Annotated in this window: 16 protein-coding genes and 1 pseudogene; 12 read left to right on the forward strand and 5 right to left on the reverse strand. The window is 63.7% G+C overall.

Translation table 11 applies throughout. The features are described 5' to 3' along the window. Nucleotides 1-20 precede the first annotated feature (20 nt). From NLY44_RS31060 to NLY44_RS31070, 3 genes are read right to left on the reverse strand one after another with little or no spacing between them, the layout of a single operon-like run. Complete coding sequence (locus NLY44_RS31060) at nucleotides 21-683, reverse strand: HAD family hydrolase (protein WP_023804438.1); 663 nt, start codon at nucleotides 681-683, stop codon at nucleotides 21-23. Then, complete coding sequence (locus tag NLY44_RS31065) at nucleotides 680-1,963, reverse strand: Tm-1-like ATP-binding domain-containing protein (protein ID WP_023804437.1); 1,284 nt, start codon at nucleotides 1,961-1,963, stop codon at nucleotides 680-682. The genes NLY44_RS31060 and NLY44_RS31065 overlap by 4 nt, the downstream gene beginning before the upstream one ends. Beyond that, nucleotides 1,963-2,733 carry an IclR family transcriptional regulator gene (locus NLY44_RS31070; RefSeq protein ID WP_023804436.1) on the reverse strand — a complete coding sequence of 257 codons (771 nt, stop codon included), beginning with the start codon at nucleotides 2,731-2,733 and terminating at the stop codon, nucleotides 1,963-1,965. The genes NLY44_RS31065 and NLY44_RS31070 overlap by 1 nt, the downstream gene beginning before the upstream one ends. 165 nt (nucleotides 2,734-2,898) lie before the next feature. On the opposite strand from NLY44_RS31070, the gene NLY44_RS31075 reads away from it, so the two are divergent. The 3 genes from NLY44_RS31075 (at nucleotide 2,899) to NLY44_RS31085 (ending at nucleotide 7,088) form a co-directional block, all read left to right on the forward strand. Then, nucleotides 2,899-4,347: an APC family permease gene (locus NLY44_RS31075; protein WP_023804435.1), complete on the forward strand. Its 1,449-nt coding sequence runs from the start codon at nucleotides 2,899-2,901 to the stop codon at nucleotides 4,345-4,347. A 63-nt stretch (nucleotides 4,348-4,410) separates the two neighbouring features. After that, complete coding sequence (locus NLY44_RS31080; protein ID WP_023804434.1) at nucleotides 4,411-5,604, forward strand: cytochrome P450; 1,194 nt, start codon at nucleotides 4,411-4,413, stop codon at nucleotides 5,602-5,604. After that, nucleotides 5,601-7,088 (forward strand): aldehyde dehydrogenase, encoded by a 1,488-nt coding sequence (locus NLY44_RS31085; RefSeq protein WP_023692260.1) that lies wholly within the window; start codon nucleotides 5,601-5,603, stop codon nucleotides 7,086-7,088. The genes NLY44_RS31080 and NLY44_RS31085 overlap by 4 nt, the downstream gene beginning before the upstream one ends. Nucleotides 7,089-7,263: 175 nt before the next feature. Here the strand turns inward: NLY44_RS31085 and NLY44_RS31090 are convergent, their stop codons facing one another. Next, nucleotides 7,264-9,126: a mechanosensitive ion channel family protein gene (locus NLY44_RS31090; RefSeq protein ID WP_245263683.1), complete on the reverse strand. Its 1,863-nt coding sequence runs from the start codon at nucleotides 9,124-9,126 to the stop codon at nucleotides 7,264-7,266. Continuing rightward, nucleotides 9,081-9,551, reverse strand: a complete 471-nt coding sequence (locus NLY44_RS31095) for a hypothetical protein (RefSeq protein WP_032905033.1) — start codon at nucleotides 9,549-9,551, stop codon at nucleotides 9,081-9,083. The genes NLY44_RS31090 and NLY44_RS31095 overlap by 46 nt, the downstream gene beginning before the upstream one ends. 282 nt (nucleotides 9,552-9,833) lie before the next feature. Between NLY44_RS31095 and NLY44_RS31100 the strand changes: the two genes are divergently transcribed. The 9 genes and pseudogenes from NLY44_RS31100 to NLY44_RS31140 all read left to right on the forward strand — a co-directional run bounded on the left by NLY44_RS31100 (nucleotide 9,834) and on the right by NLY44_RS31140 (nucleotide 20,769). Further along, entirely contained in the window at nucleotides 9,834-10,436 is a 603-nt protein-coding gene (locus NLY44_RS31100; protein ID WP_023686949.1) for an ANTAR domain-containing response regulator, read from the forward strand. A gap of 2 nt (nucleotides 10,437-10,438) precedes the next feature. Further along, complete coding sequence (locus NLY44_RS31105) at nucleotides 10,439-11,677, forward strand: CmpA/NrtA family ABC transporter substrate-binding protein (protein WP_031198949.1); 1,239 nt, start codon at nucleotides 10,439-10,441, stop codon at nucleotides 11,675-11,677. 343 nt (nucleotides 11,678-12,020) lie between these two features. Continuing rightward, nucleotides 12,021-13,349, forward strand: a complete 1,329-nt coding sequence (locus NLY44_RS31110; RefSeq protein ID WP_023704740.1) for a CmpA/NrtA family ABC transporter substrate-binding protein — start codon at nucleotides 12,021-12,023, stop codon at nucleotides 13,347-13,349. Between the two features lie 92 nt (nucleotides 13,350-13,441). Further along, on the forward strand, nucleotides 13,442-14,332 hold the full coding sequence (gene ntrB, locus NLY44_RS31115) for a nitrate ABC transporter permease (protein ID WP_023747991.1): 891 nt from the start codon (nucleotides 13,442-13,444) through the stop codon (nucleotides 14,330-14,332). 10 nt (nucleotides 14,333-14,342) lie between these two features. Further along, on the forward strand, nucleotides 14,343-15,140 hold the full coding sequence (locus NLY44_RS31120) for an ABC transporter ATP-binding protein (RefSeq protein ID WP_023751804.1): 798 nt from the start codon (nucleotides 14,343-14,345) through the stop codon (nucleotides 15,138-15,140). A gap of 4 nt (nucleotides 15,141-15,144) precedes the next feature. Then, nucleotides 15,145-17,594 (forward strand): annotated as a pseudogene (gene nirB / locus NLY44_RS31125) (nitrite reductase large subunit NirB). Between the two features lie 5 nt (nucleotides 17,595-17,599). Then, nucleotides 17,600-17,929, forward strand: coding sequence for a nitrite reductase small subunit NirD (gene nirD / locus NLY44_RS31130; protein ID WP_023686954.1), 330 nt, complete (start codon nucleotides 17,600-17,602; stop codon nucleotides 17,927-17,929). Nucleotides 17,930-17,932: 3 nt separating this feature from the next. Beyond that, complete coding sequence (locus NLY44_RS31135; protein WP_286456277.1) at nucleotides 17,933-19,858, forward strand: molybdopterin-dependent oxidoreductase; 1,926 nt, start codon at nucleotides 17,933-17,935, stop codon at nucleotides 19,856-19,858. Between the two features lie 38 nt (nucleotides 19,859-19,896). Further along, the gene (locus NLY44_RS31140) at nucleotides 19,897-20,769 is read left to right on the forward strand and encodes a molybdopterin dinucleotide binding domain-containing protein (RefSeq protein ID WP_286457884.1); all 873 of its coding nucleotides are present in this window, start codon (nucleotides 19,897-19,899) and stop codon (nucleotides 20,767-20,769) included. The last annotated feature ends 28 nt before the right edge of the window (nucleotides 20,770-20,797 follow it).

The raw sequence follows: 20,797 nt of genomic DNA on the forward strand, positions 1-20,797 counted from the left end.
CGCAAGGCTCCGCAAATGTCTCAGGAGATGAGGTCGAAATGGCCGAGGGCCTCGGCATAGGAAAGTGCCGGCCGCGCGACGTCGAAATGAACGGTGCGCATGCCGGCGGCACGGCCGCCATCGACATTGCGCTGCTGGTCGTCAACGAACACACAGGCGCGGGCAGGCAGGCCAAGCGCCTCGGTCACCAAGGCATAGGCGCGCGGATCGGGCTTGAGGATGCGGGTATCGGTGGCGTCGACGATGGTGTCGAACAGCTCGAGCAGCGGCAGCCGCTGACGGAAGCCGGCGCCATAGAACAGATCTAGCTCGTTGGACAGGATCGCCAGGCGAAATCCCGCCGCATGCACGGTCCGGATGGCGCGGACGGCTTCGGGCCGCACGATCTTTTCCGGCTCGGCTCCGCGTGCGCGCTGGACGAATGTCTCCATTGCCTCCCAGTCCTCGCCGACGAGCCGGCCGACTTCGCTGGTGCGGGTGCGCCAATAATCGCGCTCGCTGATGTCGTTGGCCTGCATGGAGCGCCACAGCGGATCTGAATCCGGGTCGAACGGCCCGTGCCATTGCAGCGTTCCCGGCGCGAGGCCGAGCGCCTGTTCGGTCAAGGCATGGGTCTCGAAAAGGGTCCGGGTGACGACGCCGCCGAAATCGAGGACGAGCGCCTGGGCAGGAACAGCGCTCACGCAGCCACTCCCTTGGCCGGCATGCCGCGCGGGATGATGCCTTCCTCGACCCAGCGGTCGAAGATTTCGAGCGCCTTGCCGACGAACTCGTCGCTGTTGATGTGGGCGTCGATCTCGTGGAACTCGACGCCGGCGGGAATGGCCTTGCGCATCTCATCGGTGAACGCCGCGAGGGCTTCGGGTTCGTACAGCGGCTCGCCCTGCGCATCCCATTCCTGGATGCCGCCGGAGGGCAGGATGAAAGCGGAGCGCCCCTTCGACGCACCGAGCTTGGCGGCGATGGTCCTGGCGACTTCACGGCGGTCGGCGGCATCGACGGTGATCGAGCCGATCAACCTGTTATGAGCATGGAATGGCCGCTGCGCGAACTTTGTCGGCAGCGCCTGCCAGGTCGGCAAATCGACCATGTCTACGGCGCCAGGGGCTGCGATCTGCGGAATGCCGCGGGCGCCGGCATTCTCGAGCCGGTCGGCGCCGGAGCTGACGACCGAACCGGCAAGATGATTGGTGATCTCCTGCAGGCTGAAGTCGAACACCGCGCAGAAATGGTCCTGGCTGGCGATAGATTCGAAGGCCCGGCCGCCCATCCCGGTGGTGTGAAAGACTGCGACGTCATAGCCGCGCCGCTCCAGCGCCGGCTTCAGCGTCTTCATATAGCGCAGGCAACTGCTGCCCAGCGAAGTCATGCCGATGGTCGGCCCGACCGCCGTGGCGGAAGCACGGGATGCAAGCACGATCTTCGCCGCACCGACGACCGCGCCGCAGGCCTGGGAAAGGACCAGCTTGCAGATGGTGTTGAGGCCGTAGAGCCCGCCTGCCCACAGGATCATCATCAGGTCGGGCGCGACACGCTCGGGCGGAATGAGGTGCGAGTAGGCGATGGTCGAGACGACGAATTTCGGCACGCCGAGCGGCAGGCACAGCGCGACATCGAGCGCCAAATCGGTTCCCATCGAACCACCGATGGCGATGAAGGCGTCGATCTCGCCGCGCTCATGAAGCTGGCGCACCAGCTGAACGGCGCCGACGGCCATCAATGTCATGGCGGTGTTTTCATCGCCGCTCGAGACGATTTCGGCCATCGTCACGCCAGCGGCCCGCGCAACGGCATGCTTGTCGTGATCGGGACTATAGGCGGGGTCGCCCAGCACGCTGACATCCATCATCACGGCGCGGCCACCCGATGCCTCGATGCACGCTTTCATGAACAGCAGTTCGTCGGTCTTGGTGTCGCCCGTGCCGATGACCAGGATGCGGGGCGTTGCCATACTTACAGACATCAGGCCTGCCTCCTCAGGGTTTGCAGGTTTTCGCCATTGAGGCGCATCGAAATCTCCCGTGCCGCGGTCACAACCGCAAGCCCTCGTTCCATGATCGTAGCCGGTGTCGTCCTGGCCTTCGGGGCTGCCACCGCAATTGTCCCCAGCGCAAGACCATCGGCGGCGCGGATTGCAGCCGCGACGCCGATCACGCCGTCCTCATGGCCCTGGTCGCAGATCGAATAGCCGCGGTCGCGCGCCTCGCCGATCGACTTTGAAATGGCGGCCGGCTCGACGAGGGTATGATCGGTGAAGGCCTCAAGCGAACCTGTCAGGCATGCTTTCACGGTCGCGTTGTCGGCGAAGGCCAGATAGGCGATGCCGGACGCGGTGGAATGCAGCGGCAGAAGCTGGCCGATATCGATGTTCACCCTGTTTGCCCAGCTTGAATGCTCGACATGGACGGTGATCAGTCTGTCGACGCCGAATTCCGACAGATGCACCGTCTCGGTTGTCGAACCCGCCAGATTCTGCGCCACGGGAATTGCCGTTTGCAGGAACGGGAAGCAGGCTTCGCGGATACGCGCCAGCCGCGACAGGCCGGCGCCGAGGCGATAGTGCCGCGTGCCGGCATCCTGCTCGACGAAACCATGGCCGCCAAGCGCCACCAGCAGCCGCCGCGTCGTCGCCTTGTCGAACGCACACCGCCGCGCGAGATCGGAAAGTCCGAACTCGGGCTCGTCTACCGTGAACAGTTCCAGAAGTGAAATCGCCTTGCCGACCGTACCCATCCAGCCTCCCGCTCGGATAGAAACTTAATGTGTGAATTAACTTGACAGGCATCGGCATTCTTTGCAAGTCTATATTCAAAATACGGGTTCAAATAATGAACCGATGGCATTCAGGGAACAGGCCGAGCGGCCGCGAACCCAGGGTTCGTAAAACTGGAGGGACAAATGTCAGCAGTTTCGGAACAGGCGCCCGCCAACAGGCTGCGCAAGAACAGTCTTGGCGTCGGCGCTATCACCTTCATGGTGATTTCGGCGGCGGCGCCGCTCACCGCGGTTGCCGGCGGCACGCCGCTCGGCATGCTTATGGGCAATGGGGCGGGCTTTGCCGGAACCTATCTTATCGTGACCGTGTTGCTGCTGCTGTTTGCGGTCGGCTACGTCGCCATGTCGCGCCATGTCGGCAATGCCGGCGCCTTCTATGCCTATGCCGCGCGCGGGCTCGGCGGTTTTGCCGGCGGCGCAACCGCAATCATCGCGATCCTGTCCTACAACGCCATGCAGATCGGGGTCATGGGCCTGCTGGGGGCCGCGACCGCCGGCCTGTTCGCCGGCTGGGGCATCGACCTACCCTGGTGGGTGTGGAGCTTCATCGCCGTCGCCATCGTCGCGGTGTTGGGCTACCGCCAGGTCGACCTGTCGGCCAAGATCCTGACGGTGCTGGTGCTGTGCGAATACATCGTTGTGCTGGTGCTAGACCTCGCCATCCTCAAGACCGGTGGCGACAGTGGTCTCTCGGCGGCGCCGTTCAGCTGGAGCCAGATCGTCAGCGGCTCGCCCGCCATCGCCATCCTGTTCTGTTTCGCCGCCTTCATTGGTTTCGAGGCGACGACGATCTACGCCGAGGAAGCCCGCGACCCCAAGGTGACCATTCCGCGCGCCACCTATTTCTCAGTGTTGCTGATCGGCGTCTTCTACATGGTCACGGCCTGGCTGATGGCGGTCGGCGCCGGCGTCGACAAATTGTTGCCCGCACTGCAGGCGCTTCAGGATCCGACGACTTTCCTGTTCGGCCTGTCCGACCGCTACGCCGGAACCATGCTGTCGCACGCCATGGGCATCCTGTTCGTGTCGAGCCTGTTTGCCGGCGTGCTGGCGTTCCACAACGCGGTTGCCCGCTACATCTACGTCTCGGGCCGCGAGAAGCTGTTGCCTGAAGCGATCGGCGTGACGCATTCAGTGCACCAGAGCCCGCATGTTGCTTCCGTCATCCAGAGCGTGTTGGCAGCGATCGTCATCGGACTGTTCGCGGTGCTCGGCCTCGATCCGGTTCTGGCGCTGTTTTCCTGGCTGACCAATGTCGCGACGCTGGGAGTCATCGTCATGATGGCGGTGGCCTCGCTCGCCGTGGTGATGTACTTCCGCGCCAACCCGTCGACGCAGGAGAATGCGCTGAAGACCACCATCCTGCCTGGGCTGGCCTTCATCGCTTTCGTCGTCATCATCTACCTGATCGTCATTAATTTCGGTGGCCTGTCGGGCGCCAGCGGCTTCCTCGGCGCGTTGCTGCCGGGGTTGGTGCTGATTGCCGCGGTGGTCGGCCTGCTGCTTTCCGGTGCGTTGAAGAGCCGGGATCCGGTTGCCTTCGAAAATCTCGGCGTGCCGCTGAAGGACTAGGACAAAGGACAAGGGGGTAGCGCGTTCGGCGCCGCCCCTTTCCATCGCAAGGGAGTAACGGCGTTGAGCTTTGCCGAGAGCATCACCGTTGAGGCGCTGGAAGCCGATCCGTATCCGATCTATGCGAAACTGCGGCGCAGCGCGCCTGTCGCTTTCGTGCCGGCGGTCAATCTCTGGTTCGTCACCCGCTGGAAGGACGTCGAGACCGTCGCAAAGTCACCCGACATCTTCTCCGCCGTCGTCGGTACGTCTCCGGTCGAACGCTCGTTCGGCAAGCCGACCATCCTGACCACCGACGGCGAAACGCATAGACAGCTGCGCCAAGGCGTCGATCCGAAATACCGGCCGCGCACCGTCGCCGCCTATGCCGGCGATCTCGTACGGTCGATTGCCGAACCTTTTCTCGACCGGATCGCCGAACAAGGCTCCGCCGAGCTGATGGCGGATTATTTCGAGCCGGTGTCGACGCTCAGCCTGGCGCGCTCGCTTGGCCTTGCCGACATCGACATGCCGACGCTGCGCCGCTGGTTCTATGGCCTTGCGCAGGGCGCCATCAATTTCGAGAACGACCCGAAGCGGCAAGAGATCGCCGACGCGATCAGCGCCGAGGTCGGCGCAGCCATCCGGCCGACTCTGGATAGACTTGCGCGCGCCCCCGACGGCTCGGCGCTGTCGCATATGCTGCATGACGGCATGCCGGAAGGCACGACGCGGCCGATCGATTTCTTGATGCCGAGCATCAAGGTCATTCTGCTTGGCGGCATGCAGGAGCCCGGACATGGTGCCGGTTCGATCCTCGCCGGCCTGCTTGCGCATCCCGAACAATTGCGGCAGGTGCTCGCCGATCCCGAGACCTTTGTGCCCAGGGCTGTCGATGAAGGCTTGCGCTGGGTGGCGCCGATCGGAACCCAGACGCGGCAGACGACGCAGGCGGTCGAGCTTGGCGGCGTAACCATCCCTGCCGGCGCCGCGGTCGCTGCACTTGTCTCCTCGGCAAGCCGCGACGAGAGCCGCTTTGCCGATCCAGACCGCTTCGACATCAACCGCAGGGAAGGCAATCATGCCGCCTTCGGCTTTGGTCATCATTTCTGTTCGGGCCGGTTTTTCGCGCGCGAGCAGATGTGCCTTACGTTAAGGCTGCTGCTCCTGCGCTTCCCCGATCTCAGCTTGGTGCCAGGCAAGGTGCCGGTGTTTCGCGGCTGGGAATTCCGCGCGCCAACCACGTTGTATGTTTCCCTGGGAGTCCGCCACCAATGATCAGCCAGAATGCCATCGACGCGCTGCGCAAGACGGAGATCGGCGAGCGGGGCTTGTTTATCGACGGCGTACAGGCCGCAGCGACGAGCGGCGCGACGCTGGCGGTGATTTCGCCGATCGACGGCCGCCCTTTTGCCAGCATCGCTGACGGCAATGCCGCCGACATCGATCGCGCGGTCCGATCGGCGCGAAAAGCATTCGAGAAGGGTTCATGGTCGCGCGCCGCCCCTGCCTTTCGCAAGAAGGTGCTGACGAAATTTGCCGAGCTGATCGAAAAACATGTCGATGAGCTGGCCGTGCTTGGCGTGCGCGACAACGGCACCGAGATCGGCATGGCCTACAAGGCCGAGCCGCTGTCGGCGGCCGGCACCATCCGCTACTACGCCGAGGCGATCGACAAGGTCTATGGCGAGATCGCGCCGACGGCCGACAATGTGCTCGGGCTGATCCACAGGGAGCCACTCGGTGTCGTCGGCGTCATCGTGCCGTGGAACTTCCCGCTGATGATCGGTGCCTGGAAGATTGCGCCCGCACTGGCCACCGGCAACAGCGTCGTCGTCAAGCCGCCGGAGATCGCCTCGCTGACCTTGCTGCGGCTGGCCGAACTCGCAAGCGAGGCTGGACTTCCCGAAGGCGTGTTCAACGTCGTTACCGGTCATGGTGCTGTCGCCGGCGAAGCGCTTGGCCTCCATATGGATGTCGACGCCATCGCCTTTACCGGATCGGGGCCGGTCGGCCGGCGGCTGCTCGAATACTCCGCCCGTTCCAATTTGAAGCGGGTCTTCCTCGAGCTTGGCGGCAAGTCGCCCAACATCGTCTTTGCCGACGCTCCGGACCTGAAGCAGGCGGCGGTCGTCTCGGCTAACGGCATCTTTCGCAATTCAGGCCAGGTCTGCGTGGCGGGCTCGCGTCTGCTCGTCCAGTCGTCGGTCTATGATCTTTTCATGGACGAACTTGTCTCGGCAACCACGCGGCTCAAGGTCGGCGACCCGCTCGATCTCGCCAGCGATATCGGTGCGGTATCGAGCGCCGAACAGCTGGACAAGAATCTCGGCTTCGTCGCCATGGCGCAAGCCGAAGGCGCCCGTCTCGTCGCCGGTGGCGAACGGATACTGACCGAGACCGGCGGCAGCTACATGGCGCCGACGATCTTCGAGAACGTGACGCAAGAGATGCAGTTGGCGCGCGAGGAGGTGTTCGGACCGGTGCTCGGCGTGATGCGCTTCGAGACCGAGGAGGAGGCGGTGCATCTGGCCAACTCCACTGTCTACGGACTTGCCTCGGCGGTGTGGACCGCCAATCTTTCCACGGCCCATCGCATGGTGCGCGCCATCAACGCCGGTGTCGTCCACGTCAACACCTATGGCGGAGCCGATATCACCGTGCCGCTTGGCGGCGTCAAACAGTCCGGTTTCGGCCGTGACAAGTCGCTGCATGCGCTGGAGAAATTTGTCGACCTCAAGACCGCCTGGATTGCGCTCTGAGCCTCGCGGAAAGGCCAGCATATCTGCTCTTTTCGTCAAGCTTGGCCTCAGAACGCCACGCTGGTGCTGGTTGGCGGCGATCAGGTCGTCGCTATCGGCAGCTCGACTAGCGTGGTGTCGCGGGTCCAGGCTTTGCGCGGAAAGCCGTGTTGCGACCGGCGGGTATCACAGCGTCCTACTCCGTTGTGCCGGCTTTTTTTCTGCGCCGATTGGTGTGCGACTGGGCGACGGCCATTCGTAATTCAGGTGTGACCTCCAAACGCGCATTCTCTGTCCCATGCGGGTCTTGCAGCCCCTGGACGTGGACGGTCGGGAATGGGAGCTCGATGCCCTGCTCCTTGAAGGCCTGGCGGAGGCGCAAAAAGAACCTGCCTTTCATGCTGAAGGCGCCTCCAGGTCTGGTCGTGACCTTGACCCTCAAGACGATGCCGTACTCGCCGAACTCCTGCACCCCCTGCATCTTGATCGGTTCGATCACCCAGTGTTTGAACTCCGGATCTTCCGCCAGTTCCAGGCCAATTCGCTTGATCAGTTTGCGAGCAAAGTCGATATCGGTGTCATAGCCAACGGTGATGTTGAATTTGTCGGTGACCCAGTCACGGCTCTGGTTCTGCACGGCGCCGAGTTCGCCGAAAGGTATCGTGAACAGCGGACCACGATGGTGGCGCAGCTTCACCGAGCGCAGCGAAAAGCTCTCCACCGTACCCCTGTAGCTGCCCGATGAAATGTATTCGCCGACACGGAAAGCATCGTCGAGCAGATAAAACACGCCAGAGATCACGTCCTTGACGATGGTTTGCGCGCCAAAACCCACGGCGACGCCGACGACGCCGGCGCCGGCGATCAGCGGGCCGATCTGGATGCCGATCGAAGCGAGCATCATCAGCACCGCCATCACGATGATCACTGCTAGCAGAATGTTCTGGATGATCGGCAACAGCGTGTGCAGCCGCGCCTGATGCGGATCGAGGGTGAGGATGTCTTCTTCGCTCACCACCGCTTGCGGTATCGCGACGCCCAGCTTTCGTTCGATCAAGGCTTTGATGATCGACCAGCCGAAATCGGCAGCAAGGGCAATGACCACGACGTTGATCAAGCCGCGCAATATGAGCATGGTGGTCGTATCGCTGCCGCGCATGGATTGCATGTCCAGGCCCAGTACGCGTGCGAGAAGGTAAGCCGCCGCGAGGATGAAAATCATCCGGATACCGCGATCGATGACAGCGATCGTCACCGCCGGGATCGTCGGCCGGCCGGCATCTTCCGAACCGGGCCGCAGGACGAAATTAACCCCGCGCTCTGTCAGCACAATTGCCAAAGGCAGGAAGAATGCGGTGAAGGTAAACCAGAAGAATGTGTAGAGGCCGGCAATGCGTTCGAGGAACAGAACGACGAAGTAAGCCGTCAACAACCATGTCACTGCCGTGTCACCGCTGTGGCGCGCGCCGTCTCGCTGCGTTCTTGGCCGACGCCAAATGGCCAGCAGGAAGAGCAACAGCAGGATGAAATCGGCGCCCACCGACAGGACCATCATTCCGTCCTGGTCTATGCCGAGACCCGGCAAGAGGACAAACGCGGCGGCGAAGAAGGCGAAAACGCCGACGATCCGGGGCAGCCAATAAGCCCAATGGTCAGCAGCTCCGTTGGTGATCGGCAGGGCACGAACCTCGATGGCGTGCTCGACCTCCATGAAAGAAGGGACGAGCGTGGCCATCACGTATAGGCGCACAGCCCACGTAAAGACCGCAGCCATCAGAAATGTCAGCACAATCTCGCGGATGAGCGCTGGCCAGTCGAACAGCATGAACGCACCGGCGCTGCCCAGCGCGAACGAGCCGATCATCATGCTGGAATAAAGCGTGCGGCCGCCGATCTTCTTGGCCCGCCCGATGGGCGTATCTCTGGGTTGCGCGATGATCCAAAGACGAAATGGACGGGTGAGCTTGTATATTGCCCAGGTGAGCGCCAGGCCGGCAGCGATAAAGATCGCAATCAGCACCAATATGCTGACGGGGCCCTTGCTGGACATATCGTCCATGTCTGGGCCCGGACGCGCGCGAACTGGCCTGGCAGTGTGGGCACGGTTCGCACGATTTTCTCGATGTGATGCTTGATCCGATCGAGCGTCGAGGATGCCATTGTATTCATCTGGCCCGGTGCGGCCACGGCGTCGGCCGGCGGAGCGCCAGCCGCAGCAGGCGCTTCCGTTGATCCAGCGGCCGGATTTCGTTGCTCGGCCACCCAGGCCTTCACCGACGGATCGTCGAGAAGCTCGAACAGCTGTTTGACCTTGTCGGGCGCGACGGCGGCCGGTGACTGCGCCTGTGCCGGGCCAGCCAGCAGGAGGGCGATCCCAAGGACGAACGACCCGGCAATCAGGGCAAACTTCGTCGTCAGGCCTCCGAGACGCCGTGCCGGGCGCGCCAGCTTGCTGGCTCCCAATCGTCGATTCATGAGCAGCATCGTGCGGTAACCTTCCGGTCAGATCGGCGAGCAAGGACAGCTATGTCCGTCGTTGCCCCCACCTTTAACAAGCCGATGTTGCGGTGCAAGTCTCATCGCACCTAGACCGTTGGGTAGGGCACCAGGCGACCGGCAAGGCTGTCATCACCAGTGCCAGCGTTGCGCTGCATTCCTTGTCCCGACCACCTAGACCGGGTCGTTGTCGGTCGGGGGTTGCTCCGCGGCGGGAGCCTGTGACCATGCCGCATTGCACAATTTTGCGACCTTGCCCACAATGCACGCATGGTCCGCAGCTCACTCGCCGTCCTGGTCATCGACGAAAACCGTATCCGCGCCGCGATCATCGAGGCAGGTTTGCGCGAGGCCGGCCATGAGCGGGTCACCGTCATCCACGACGTGACCGGCATTGCGCGGCGCATCGCCGAGATCGAGCCGGACGTCATCGTCATCGATCTGGAAAACCCGAACCGCGACATGCTGGAAAACATGTTCCAGCTGTCGCGTGCGGTGAAGCGGCCGATCGCCATGTTCGTCGACCGATCGGACCAGGCATCGATCGAAGCGGCGGTCGATGCCGGCGTTTCGGCCTATGTGGTCGACGGCCTCAGGCAAGAGCGCGTCAAGCCGATCCTGGACATGGCGGTCAGCCGCTTCAACGCTTTCTCGCGCATGGCGCGCGAGCTGGAAGAGGTTCGAGGCGAGCTTGAGAGCCGCAAGGTGATCGACCGTGCCAAGGGCATCCTGATGAAGTCGCGCGGCCTGACCGAAGAGGCCGCCTACACGCTGCTGCGCAAGACGGCGATGAACCAGAACCGCAAGATCGGCGACATTGCCCAGAGCCTGGTGACTGCCGCCGGGCTGCTCGGGCCGCCGGAGGACGAATGAGCATGAGCGCCGAGCACCAGATCACCGCCGGCTTCATGCCGCTCTTCGACAGTGCCGTGCTGGTTGCGGCGGGTGAGCTTGGATTTGCCGCACGCGAGGGCATCGATCTCACACTGCACCGCGAGACCTCCTGGGCCAACATCCGCGACCGCATCGCCATCGGCCATTTCCACCTGGCGCACATGCTGGGGCCGATGCCGCTCGCCTGCAATCTCGGGCTGACGCCGCTTGCTTCCGAGACAATCGTGCCGTTTTCGCTCGGGCTTGGCGGCAATTGCGTCACCATCTCCAACGCCGTCTGGGAAGGCATGGCGGCACACGGCGCCATACCCGATCTCGAGCCCGCGCGCGCGGGCGCAGCCCTTCGTGCCTTCATTCGCGAGCGCGCCGGGGCTGGCGGCGATCCGCTGCGCTTTGCCGTGGTGCACCCGCATTCGGGGCATAATTACGAACTGCGCTACTGGCTTGCCGGGTGCGGCATCGATCCGGAGCGCGAGATCGAGATCGTCATCGTGCCACCGCCCTTCATGGCCGATGCGCTGGTCGCCGGGCGGATCGACGGCTACTGCGTCGGCGAGCCCTGGAACAGCGCGTCGGTCGCCGCCGGCACCGGCCATATCGTCACCGTCAAGGCGATGCTGTGGCGCAACAGTCCGGAGAAGGTGATCGGCGTGCGCAAGGCCTGGTCGCAGGAGAACCCGGTTGCGCTGGCAGCATTGCTGCGCGCGCTGCATCATTCGGCGCGCTGGTGCCAGGATCGGGGCAACCACGCCGAACTGGCTGGTGTGATGGCTCAAGCTGGCTTCCTGGGCCTGCCACCAGCTGTCCAGATGCCGATCCTGACCGGCCATCTTGAACTGGGCGGCGGCGCCGAACTGGATGTCGACGACTTCTTCCTGCCCTTCGACAAGGCGGCGAACTTTCCGTGGAAGAGCCATGCGCTGTGGTTCTATACGCAGATGGTGCGCTGGGGGCATGTCGAGCACACGCCGGAAAACCTTGCTATCGCCCGTGACTGCTACCGTCCGGACCTCTACCGCTCGGCGCTAAAGCCGCTTGGCGTTGCACTTCCCGGCGCCAATGCGAAGGTCGAGGGCGCGCTTAAGGTCGCCACGGCTGTCGGTGCGACCGGGGCAGGCTTGGTGCTTGGGCCCGACGGCTTCTTCGACGGTCAGACCTTCGACCCCGACGAGATCGACGGCTATATAGCGCGCCAGAAAGCGGCTCGCGCGGAAGCCTGATCATTCTCGCGCCATTCTTGTGCATTGCACAAAAAATGTGCGTGCGATTGCTGTAATGAACAATCTTTGACCTGCTTGCGATGTCGCCTCGCGTGCCGGCGTCTGGCGCGTAATGTTGATTTCATTTGGGTTTTTCGTTTCACTCAGAACTGGCACGGTTCCTGCTTTGAATTAGCCAGGCCCTTCGCGGGTCACGGAACAGGCGTCCAATGGCGGGCGCCACAGGCAAAGCTGCCGCTCAGGTCAACGACGCGATCCCGGATGTACGGACGCGCGAGGCCTGGACGGCGGCTTTTTTGTTTTGGCCACTCGACGAAGCCCTCGCGTTCAACCGGAGATCACGATGAAAGAAAAAATAGGGAAATGGATCGGGACGGGAACATCGCTCAAGGATGTGACGCGCCGCGATTTTCTTGTCAGCAGCGCCATGACGGCCGGCCTGTTCGTGGCGGCCCGCAAGCTCTTCCCCTCGGGCGCCTATGCCGCCACGACCGCTCCGGAGGTCACCGGCGCCAAGCTCGGCTTCATCGCGCTGACCGACGCGGCGCCGCTGATGATCGCCAAGGAGAAGGGGCTGTTCGCCAAGTTCGGCATGCCCGACGTCGAGGTGCTCAAGCAGGCCTCCTGGGGCGCGACGCGCGACAATCTGATGCTCGGCGGAGAAGCCAACGGCATCGACGGCGCTCACATCCTGACGCCGCTGCCCTATCTCATGCACACCGGCAAGGTGACGCAGAACAACCAGCCGATGCCGATGGCTATCGTGGCGCGGCTCAACTACGACTGCCAGGGCATTTCGGTTGCGCAGGAATACGCCGGCACCGGTGTCGGCCTCGACGCCTCCAAGCTGAAGGACGCCTTCGCCGCCAAGAAGGCGGCAGGCAAGGAAATCAAGGCCGCCATGACGTTCCCGGGCGGCACCCATGATTTGTGGCTCCGTTACTGGCTAGCCGCCGGCGGCATCGATCCCGACAAGGACGTCTCGACCATTGTCGTGCCGCCGCCGCAGATGGTCGCCAACATGAAAGTCGGCAACATGGACGTGTTCTGCGTTGGCGAACCGTGGAACGAACAGCTCGTCCACCAAGGCGTTGGTTTCACCGCCGCTACCACCGGCGAACTGTGGAAGGGTCATCCCGAAAAGGCGCTCGGCCTGCGCGCCGAATTCATCGACAAATACCCGAACGCCACCAAGGCGATCGTGATGGCCGTCATGGAGGCCCAGCAATGGTGCGAGGCCACGGAGAACAAGGACGAGATGGCCGCCATCATCGGCAAGCGGCAATGGATGAACGTGCCTGTCGCCGACATTATCGGCCGCCTCAAGGGCGACATCAACTACGGCAACGGCCGCGTGGCCACCGGCACTGACCTCTATATGAAATTCTGGAAGGGTGGCGTCTCCTATCCCTACAAGAGCCACGACAGCTGGTTCCTCGCCGAAAACATCCGTTGGGGAAAATTCGCGCCGACCACCGACATCAAGACGCTGGTCGATCAGGTCAATCGCGAGGATATCTGGCGCGAGGCGGCGAAGGATCTCGGCGTTGCCGCAGCCGATATTCCGGCCTCGTCGTCGCGCGGCGTCGAGACCTTCTTCGACGGCAAGATTTTCGACCCGGCCAACCCGTCGGCCTATCTCGACAGCCTGAAGATCAAGGCATCGGCTTGACCAGCGCAAACGGCGCGTTGCGCCGTTTGTCGCCCCAGCGCAACGGCGCTTCGCCGTTGTCGCCCGCATCGACCCCGGAGTTATTGTCAGACATGTCCATCCAAGCCATTGAGGAAACCACGGTGAAGGCGTTCCCCGCGAAGCCTGCCGCGGTCATCGCTTTCACCGCCAGGGCGCGGCGCCGCTTCGACCCGATCGCGATCGCCGGCAGGCTGGCCACCGCCCTGGTGCCGCCGGTCATCGTTATCGCCTTCATGCTGGTCGTGTGGCAGATCGCCTGCTCGTCGCCGACCGCCAGCCTGCCGCCGCCCAGCCAGGTGTGGAACGAGGCCTATGACCTGATCGCGCATCCGTTCTTCAACAACGGCCCGCAGGATATCGGCCTTGCGTGGCGGGTGCTGATCTCTCTGCAGCGCGTCGCCATCGGCTTCGGCCTGGCGGCGATCGTCGGCGTCGCGCTCGGCGCCCTGGTCGGCCAGTCGATCTGGGCCATGCGTGGCCTCGATCCGGTGTTCCAGATACTGCGCACCGTGCCGCCGCTGGCCTGGTTGCCGCTGTCGCTGGCTGCTTTCCGCGATTCCAGCCCGTCGGCGCTGTTCGTTATCTTCATCACCTCGATCTGGCCGATCATCATCAACACCGCCGTCGGCGTGCGAAACATTCCGGAAGACTACCGCAACGTCTCGCGCATCCTGCGGCTCAACCAGTTCGAATTTTTCGTCAAGATCATGGTTCCGGCAGCTGCACCTTACATCTTCACCGGCCTCAGAATCGGCATCGGCCTGTCCTGGCTCGCCATCGTCGCCGCCGAAATGCTGACCGGCGGCGTCGGCATCGGCTTCTTCATCTGGGACGCCTGGAACTCGTCGCGGCTGCCCGACATCATCGTCGCGCTCGCCTATATCGGCGTCACCGGCTTCTGCCTCGACCGCCTGGTCGCTGCGGTCGGCGCTTTCGTCACCCGCGGCACAACGGCAAAGTGAGGAGAGGGCGATGACGGCCTATCTGAAGCTCGACCATATCGACAAATCCTTTGCCCGCGGCAGTCAGGTCAGCGAGGTGCTCAAGGACATCAGGCTGACCATCGACAAGGGCGAATTCGTCTCCATCATCGGCCATTCCGGCTGTGGCAAGTCGACCTTGCTCAATCTGATCGCCGGGCTGACCAAGGTTTCCGCCGGCGCCGTGCTGCTTGAAAACAAGGAGGTCGACAGCCCCGGACCCGAGCGCGCCGTGGTGTTCCAGAACCACAGCCTGCTGCCATGGCTCACCGTCTACGAAAACATCAGCCTGGCGGTGTCGAAAGTCTTTGGCCGTTCCAAGAGCAGGACCGAGCGACATGACTGGATCATGCGCAATCTCGATCTCGTGCAGATGGCCCATGCCAAGGACAAGCGGCCGGCCGAAATATCGGGCGGCATGAAGCAGCGCGTCGGCATTGCCCGGGCGCTTGCCATGGAGCCGAAGATCCTTTTGCTCGACGAGCCGTTCGGGGCACTCGACGCGCTGACGCGCGCCCATCTGCAGGATGCGGTTATGGACATCCATTCCAGGCTCGGCTCGACGACGATCATGATCACCCACGATGTCGACGAGGCGGTGCTGTTGTCCGACCGCATCGTCATGATGACCAACGGTCCGGCGGCGACAATCGGCGAGGTGCTTGCGGTGCCGCTGCTGCGGCCGCGTCGACGCGTCGAACTCTCTTCCGACCGCACCTTCCTGCGCTGCCGCGAAGCGGTGCTGAAGTTCCTCTATGAACGCCACCGCTTCGTCGAAGCCGCGGAGTAACGCCATGACCGAAAAACTCGTCATCATCGGCAACGGCATGGCCCCGGGCGTATGCTGGAGCATCTGCTCGAACAGGCGCCGGGCCGCTACACCGTGACCATTTTCAACGCCGAGCCGCGGGTGAACTACGACCGCATCATGCTGTCGCCGGTTCTCTCCGGCGAAAAGGCCTATGAGGAAATCATCATCCACGGCGACGGCTGGTACATCGCCAATAACATCACCCTCTACAAAGGTCACAAGATCGTCGCCATCGACCGGGCGGCCAAGACAGTCACCTCCGATCACGGCGTCACCGAGCCTTACGACAAGCTCGTCATCGCCACCGGATCGGTGCCCTTTATCATTCCGGTGCCCGGCCATGATCTGCCGGGGGTGCTGACCTATCGCGACCTCGACGATGTTCAGGCCATGATGCTTGCCGCCCAGTCGCGCGCCAAGGCCGTGGTCATCGGCGGCGGCCTGCTCGGGCTGGAGGCGGCAGCAGGTTTGAACGCCCAAGGCATGGACGTCACCGTGCTGCATGTCATGCCGACATTGATGGAGCGTCAGCTCGATCCAGCCGCCGGCTATCTCCTGCAGCGAGCGGTGGAACAGCGCGGCATCAAGGTCATCACCAAGGCCAACACCCAGGCGATCACCGGCAACGGCAAGGTCGGGCAGGTGGAGCTTGCCGACGGCACTATTATCCCGGCAACGCTGGTGGTGATGGCGGTCGGCATCCGGCCGAATGCGGCGCTGGCCAGGGAGGCCGGCATAGCCGTTAATCGTGGTATTGTCGTCGATGCCGGCATGCGCAGCAACGACCCCGACATCTACGCGCTCGGCGAATGCGCCGAGGTCTACGGCCAGGTCTACGGGCTGGTCGCGCCGCTCTACGAGATGGCGCGCGTTGCCGCGAACCAGTTGGCCGGCAACGAGGCAGCGGCCTTCGTCCACATGGACACGCCGACCAAGCTCAAGGTCACCGGCATCGACCTGTTCTCGCTTGGCGACTTCGCCGAAGGCGAGGACCGCCAGGAGATCGTGCTGCGCGATGCCGCCGCCGGCGTCTACAAGCGCCTTGTCCTGAAAGACGACCGCATCATCGGCACCGTGCTTTATGGCGAGACGGCTGACGGCGCCTGGTTCAACGACCTCAAGAAGAAGCAGACCGACATATCGGAGATGCGCGACACGCTCATCTTCGGCCAGTCCTACCAGGGGGGTGCCCCGCTGGACCCTATGGCGGCCGTTGCAGCCTTGCCGGATGATGCGGAAATCTGCGGCTGCAACGGCGTTTGCAAGGGCAAGATCACCGGCGCGATCACGGCCAAGGGCCTGGCTTCGCTCGACGACGTGCGCGCCCACACCAAGGCATCGGCTTCCTGCGGTTCGTGCACCGGGCTGGTCGAGAAGCTGATGGTGCTGACCATCGGCGACAAATACAACCCGGCCGCCGTGCAACCGATGTGCGGCTGCACCACGCTCGGCCATGACGAGGTGCGCCGGCTGATCATCGCCAAGAGCCTGAAGACCATTCCCGCCGTCATGCAGGAGCTGGAATGGACGACCTCCTGCGGCTGCGCAAAATGTCGGCCGGCGCTCAACTACTACCTCGTCTGCGACTGGCCGAACGATTACGCCGACGACTATCAGTCGCGCTTCATCAACGAACGCGTCCACGCCAACATCCAGAAGGACGGCACCTATTCGGTGGTGCCGCGCATGTGGGGCGGCGTCACCAACGCCGCCGAACTGCGCGCCATCGCCGACGTCGTCGACAAGTTCGAGATACCGATGGTCAAGGTCACCGGCGGCCAGCGCATCGACATGCTGGGCATCCGCAAGGAGGATCTGCCGGCGGTGTGGGCCGATCTCGGCCAGGCCGGCTTCGTCTCAGGCCATGCTTACGCCAAGGGCCTGCGCACGGTGAAGACCTGTGTCGGCTCCGACTGGTGCCGCTTCGGCACGCAGGATTCGACCGGCCTCGGCATTCGCATCGAGAAATTCATGTGGGGCTCGTGGACCCCGGCCAAGGTTAAGATGGCGGTGTCGGGCTGTCCGCGCAACTGCGCCGAGGCGACCTGCAAGGATGTCGGCGTGATCTGTGTCGACAGTGGCTACGAGATCCATTTCGCCGGCGCCGCCGGCCTCGACATCAAGGGCACCGAAGTGCTTGGCCTGGTCAAGACCGAGGACGAGGCGCTGGAGCATATCGTCGCGCTGACGCAGATGTATCGCGAGCAGGGCCGCTATCTCGAGCGCATCTACAAATGGGCCAAGCGCATCGGCATCCCCGAGATCAAGCGCCAGATCATGGACGACGGTGCAAAGCGCAAGGCCTATTACGAGCGCTTCGTCTTCAGCCAGAAATTCGCCCAGGTCGACCCGTGGTCGGAACGCGTCTCCGGCAAGGACAAGCACGAGTTCCGGCCAATGGCTTCTGTCGGGTTTGCGCAGGCGGCGGAGTGATCAAAATGGACTGGATATCGATCGGCTCACTCTCCGACATCCCGCGGCGTGGCGCGCGCTGCGTCGACACACCCGAGGGTAAGATCGCCGTCTTCCGCACGCAGGACGATCAGGTCTACGCCATCGACGATCATTGCCCGCACAGAGGTGGGCCGCTGAGCCAAGGCATCGTCCACGGCACCGCCGTCACCTGTCCCTTGCACAATTGGGTCATCTCGCTGGAGACGGGCAAGGCGCTCGGCGCCGACGAGGGCGCCGTGCGCACCATTCCTGTGCGGATCGAAGGCGAGCTCCTGTTCATTGCGCTGAAAGCGCTGGCCAGCCGCGCGGCCTGAAGCATGGAACTGGGTGAAGCGCGCGAGGTGAGGACCACCTGCCCCTATTGCGGGGTGGGTTGCGGCGTGCTGGCGAAAGTCACCGCGGACGGTGAAGTCAGCGTCCGCGGCGACCCCGACCATCCAGCGAACTTCGGCCGGCTCTGCTCCAAGGGCTCGGCCCTGGCCGAAACCATCGACCTCGACGGCAGGCTGCTCTACCCCGAAGTCCACGGTCGCCGTGCCGGCTGGGACGAGGCGCTCGACCGCGTCGCTTCGACCTTTTCGCAAACCATCGCCGAGCACGGTCCTGACTCCGTCGCCTTCTATGTCTCCGGCCAGTTGCTGACCGAAGACTACTATGTCGCCAACAAGCTGATGAAGGGCTTCATCGGCTCGGCCAACATCGACACCAATTCGCGGCTATGCATGGCCTCCTCGGTTGCCGGCCACCGCCGCGCCTTCGGCTCCGACACCGTGCCCGGCACCTACGAGGATCTCGAGCTCGCCGACCTGATCGTGCTGGTCGGCTCCAATCTCGCCTGGTGCCATCCCGTGCTCTTCCAGCGCATCGCGGCGGCCCGGGAAAAACGACCGGAGATGAAGGTCGTGCTGGTCGACCCGCGCCGCACCATGACCGCTGATATCGCCGACATTCACCTGGCGATCGCGCCGGATGGCGACGTTGCTTTGTTCACTGGTCTGCTCGCCTGGCTCGGCCAGCACAACGCACTCGACCGCGCTTACATCACCGCCCACACGACCGGCTTCGGGCAAGCGCTCTTCGCTGCCTCAAAACTCGATCTTGCCGGCGTTGCCGCCGCCACCGGCTTGAGCGAAGAGGAGCTTGCCCGCTTCTATAGCCTGTTTGCCACCACCGCAAAGACAGTGACGGTCTACAGCCAAGGCGTGAACCAGTCGTCTTCGGGCACTGACAAGGTCAACGCCATCATCAACTGCCATCTCGCCACCGGCCGAATCGGCAAACCTGGGGCAGGACCGTTTTCAGTGACCGGCCAGCCCAACGCCATGGGCGGCCGCGAGGTCGGCGGCATGGCCAATATGCTGGCCGCCCATATGGAGATCGAAAACCCCGAGCACCGCGACCGCGTGCAGCGTTTCTGGAATGCGCCGGCCGTCGCCCCAAAGCCCGGTCTGAAGGCGGTCGAGATGTTTCAGGCGATCGCCGCCGGCCGCATCAAGGCATTGTGGATCATGGCCACCAACCCGGTCGACTCGATGCCGGATGCCGATGCCGTCGAGGCGGCGATCAAGGCTTGCCCGTTCGTCGTGGTTTCGGATGTGCTGGCGAGCACGGACACCATGCGCCACGCCCATGTGCGGCTGCCCGCCGCCGCATGGGGCGAGAAGGACGGCACCGTGACCAATTCAGAGCGCCGCATCTCGCGCCAGCGCAGCTTTCTTGCTGTGCCCGGTGAGGCGCGGCCGGATTGGTTAATCGTCGCCGAGGTGGGCAAGCGGATGGGGTTTGACGAGGCGTTTTCCTATTCGTCGCCAGCGGAAATCTTCGCCGGACACGCCGCGCTGTCCGGGTTCGAGAATGACGGCGCACGGGATTTTGATATTGGCGCTTATGCTGGTGTTGATAAGGAGGCCTATGCAGCGCTTGAGCCTTTCCAATGGCCGGCGCCGAGCACAGCCACCCCCTCTGGCCTGCCGGCCATCTCCCCCGCAAGGGGGGAGATCAGCCGTCGCCTCGGCCTTCGCCAATTACCAACGATGCAGAAGATATGCCGGCGTCAAAGCTGCCAATCTCCCCCCTTGCGGGGGAGATGTCCGGCAGGACAGAGGGGGGTGTTCAAGCGGGACTTGACCCTTCCAGCACCCGCTTCTTCGCCAACGGCAATTTCTACAATCCCGACCGCAAGGCCCGCTTCATCGCCATTCGTCCCATCGTCGAGACACGCACCAGCCCGGACTATCCGCTGATCCTCAACACCGGCCGTGTTCGCGACCATTGGCACACGATGACCCGCACTGGGAAAAGCCCACGTCTCTCCCAGCACATGGCCGAGCCCTTCGTCGAGATCCACCCGGCGGATGCCACGCATCACGGCATTGGCGACGCCGACATCGTGCGCGTCTCCAGCCCGCGCGGCGATGTGCTGGTGCGCGCGCTGGTGACGGCACGCCAGCGCCAGGGCAGCGTGTTTGCGCCGATGCACTGGACTGACCAGTTTTCGGCAAAAGGCCGGCTCGACACGCTGACCGCGCCTCTGACCGATCCGGTTTCCGGTCAGCCTGCGCTGAAACATGTCGGCGCCCGCATCGAGAAGTTCGCCGCGAGAGCCTTCGGCTTCGCCGTGGTGCGCCGCAAGCCGGTGGCGGTCGCAGCAGATTACTGGGCCGTGGCCAAATGCAAGGGCGGCTGGCGGGTGGAGCTTGCCTTTGCTGACGACGACATCGACTGGGCTGGTTTTGCTGGTTCGCTTTTCGATGTTCCCGTAGCCGATACGCTCGCTTATCACGACCGCGATACCGGCCAGCATCGTATTGCTGCCTTCGACGACCAGCACCTCGCCGGGGCTTTGTTTATCGCGTCGGGACCGGTGGCGGTTTCGCGGGGTTGGGCGGCACAGCAACTCCAGGAGGTTCACACCAGCCAGCGCGAACGCTTCAGGATCGTCGCCGGTCGCGCCGGCGCCGATCGGCCCGATGCGGGCGCGACCGTCTGCTCCTGTTTCAGCGTCGGGGTCAACCAGATCGCGGCGGCAGTGGCAGCCGGGTGCACGACAGTCGAAGCCATAGGCGGCGCCCTGAAGGCCGGCACAAATTGCGGCTCCTGCCGGTCCGAGATCCGGGCGGTCATCCAGGCCAATCGGGTTCAGGCTGCGGAGTAGATGCGGCTGGCTGGCGAGGGGATCTGAA

It is taken from the genome of Mesorhizobium sp. C089B, from assembly GCF_030323125.1.
Lineage (GTDB): Bacteria > Pseudomonadota > Alphaproteobacteria > Rhizobiales > Rhizobiaceae > Mesorhizobium.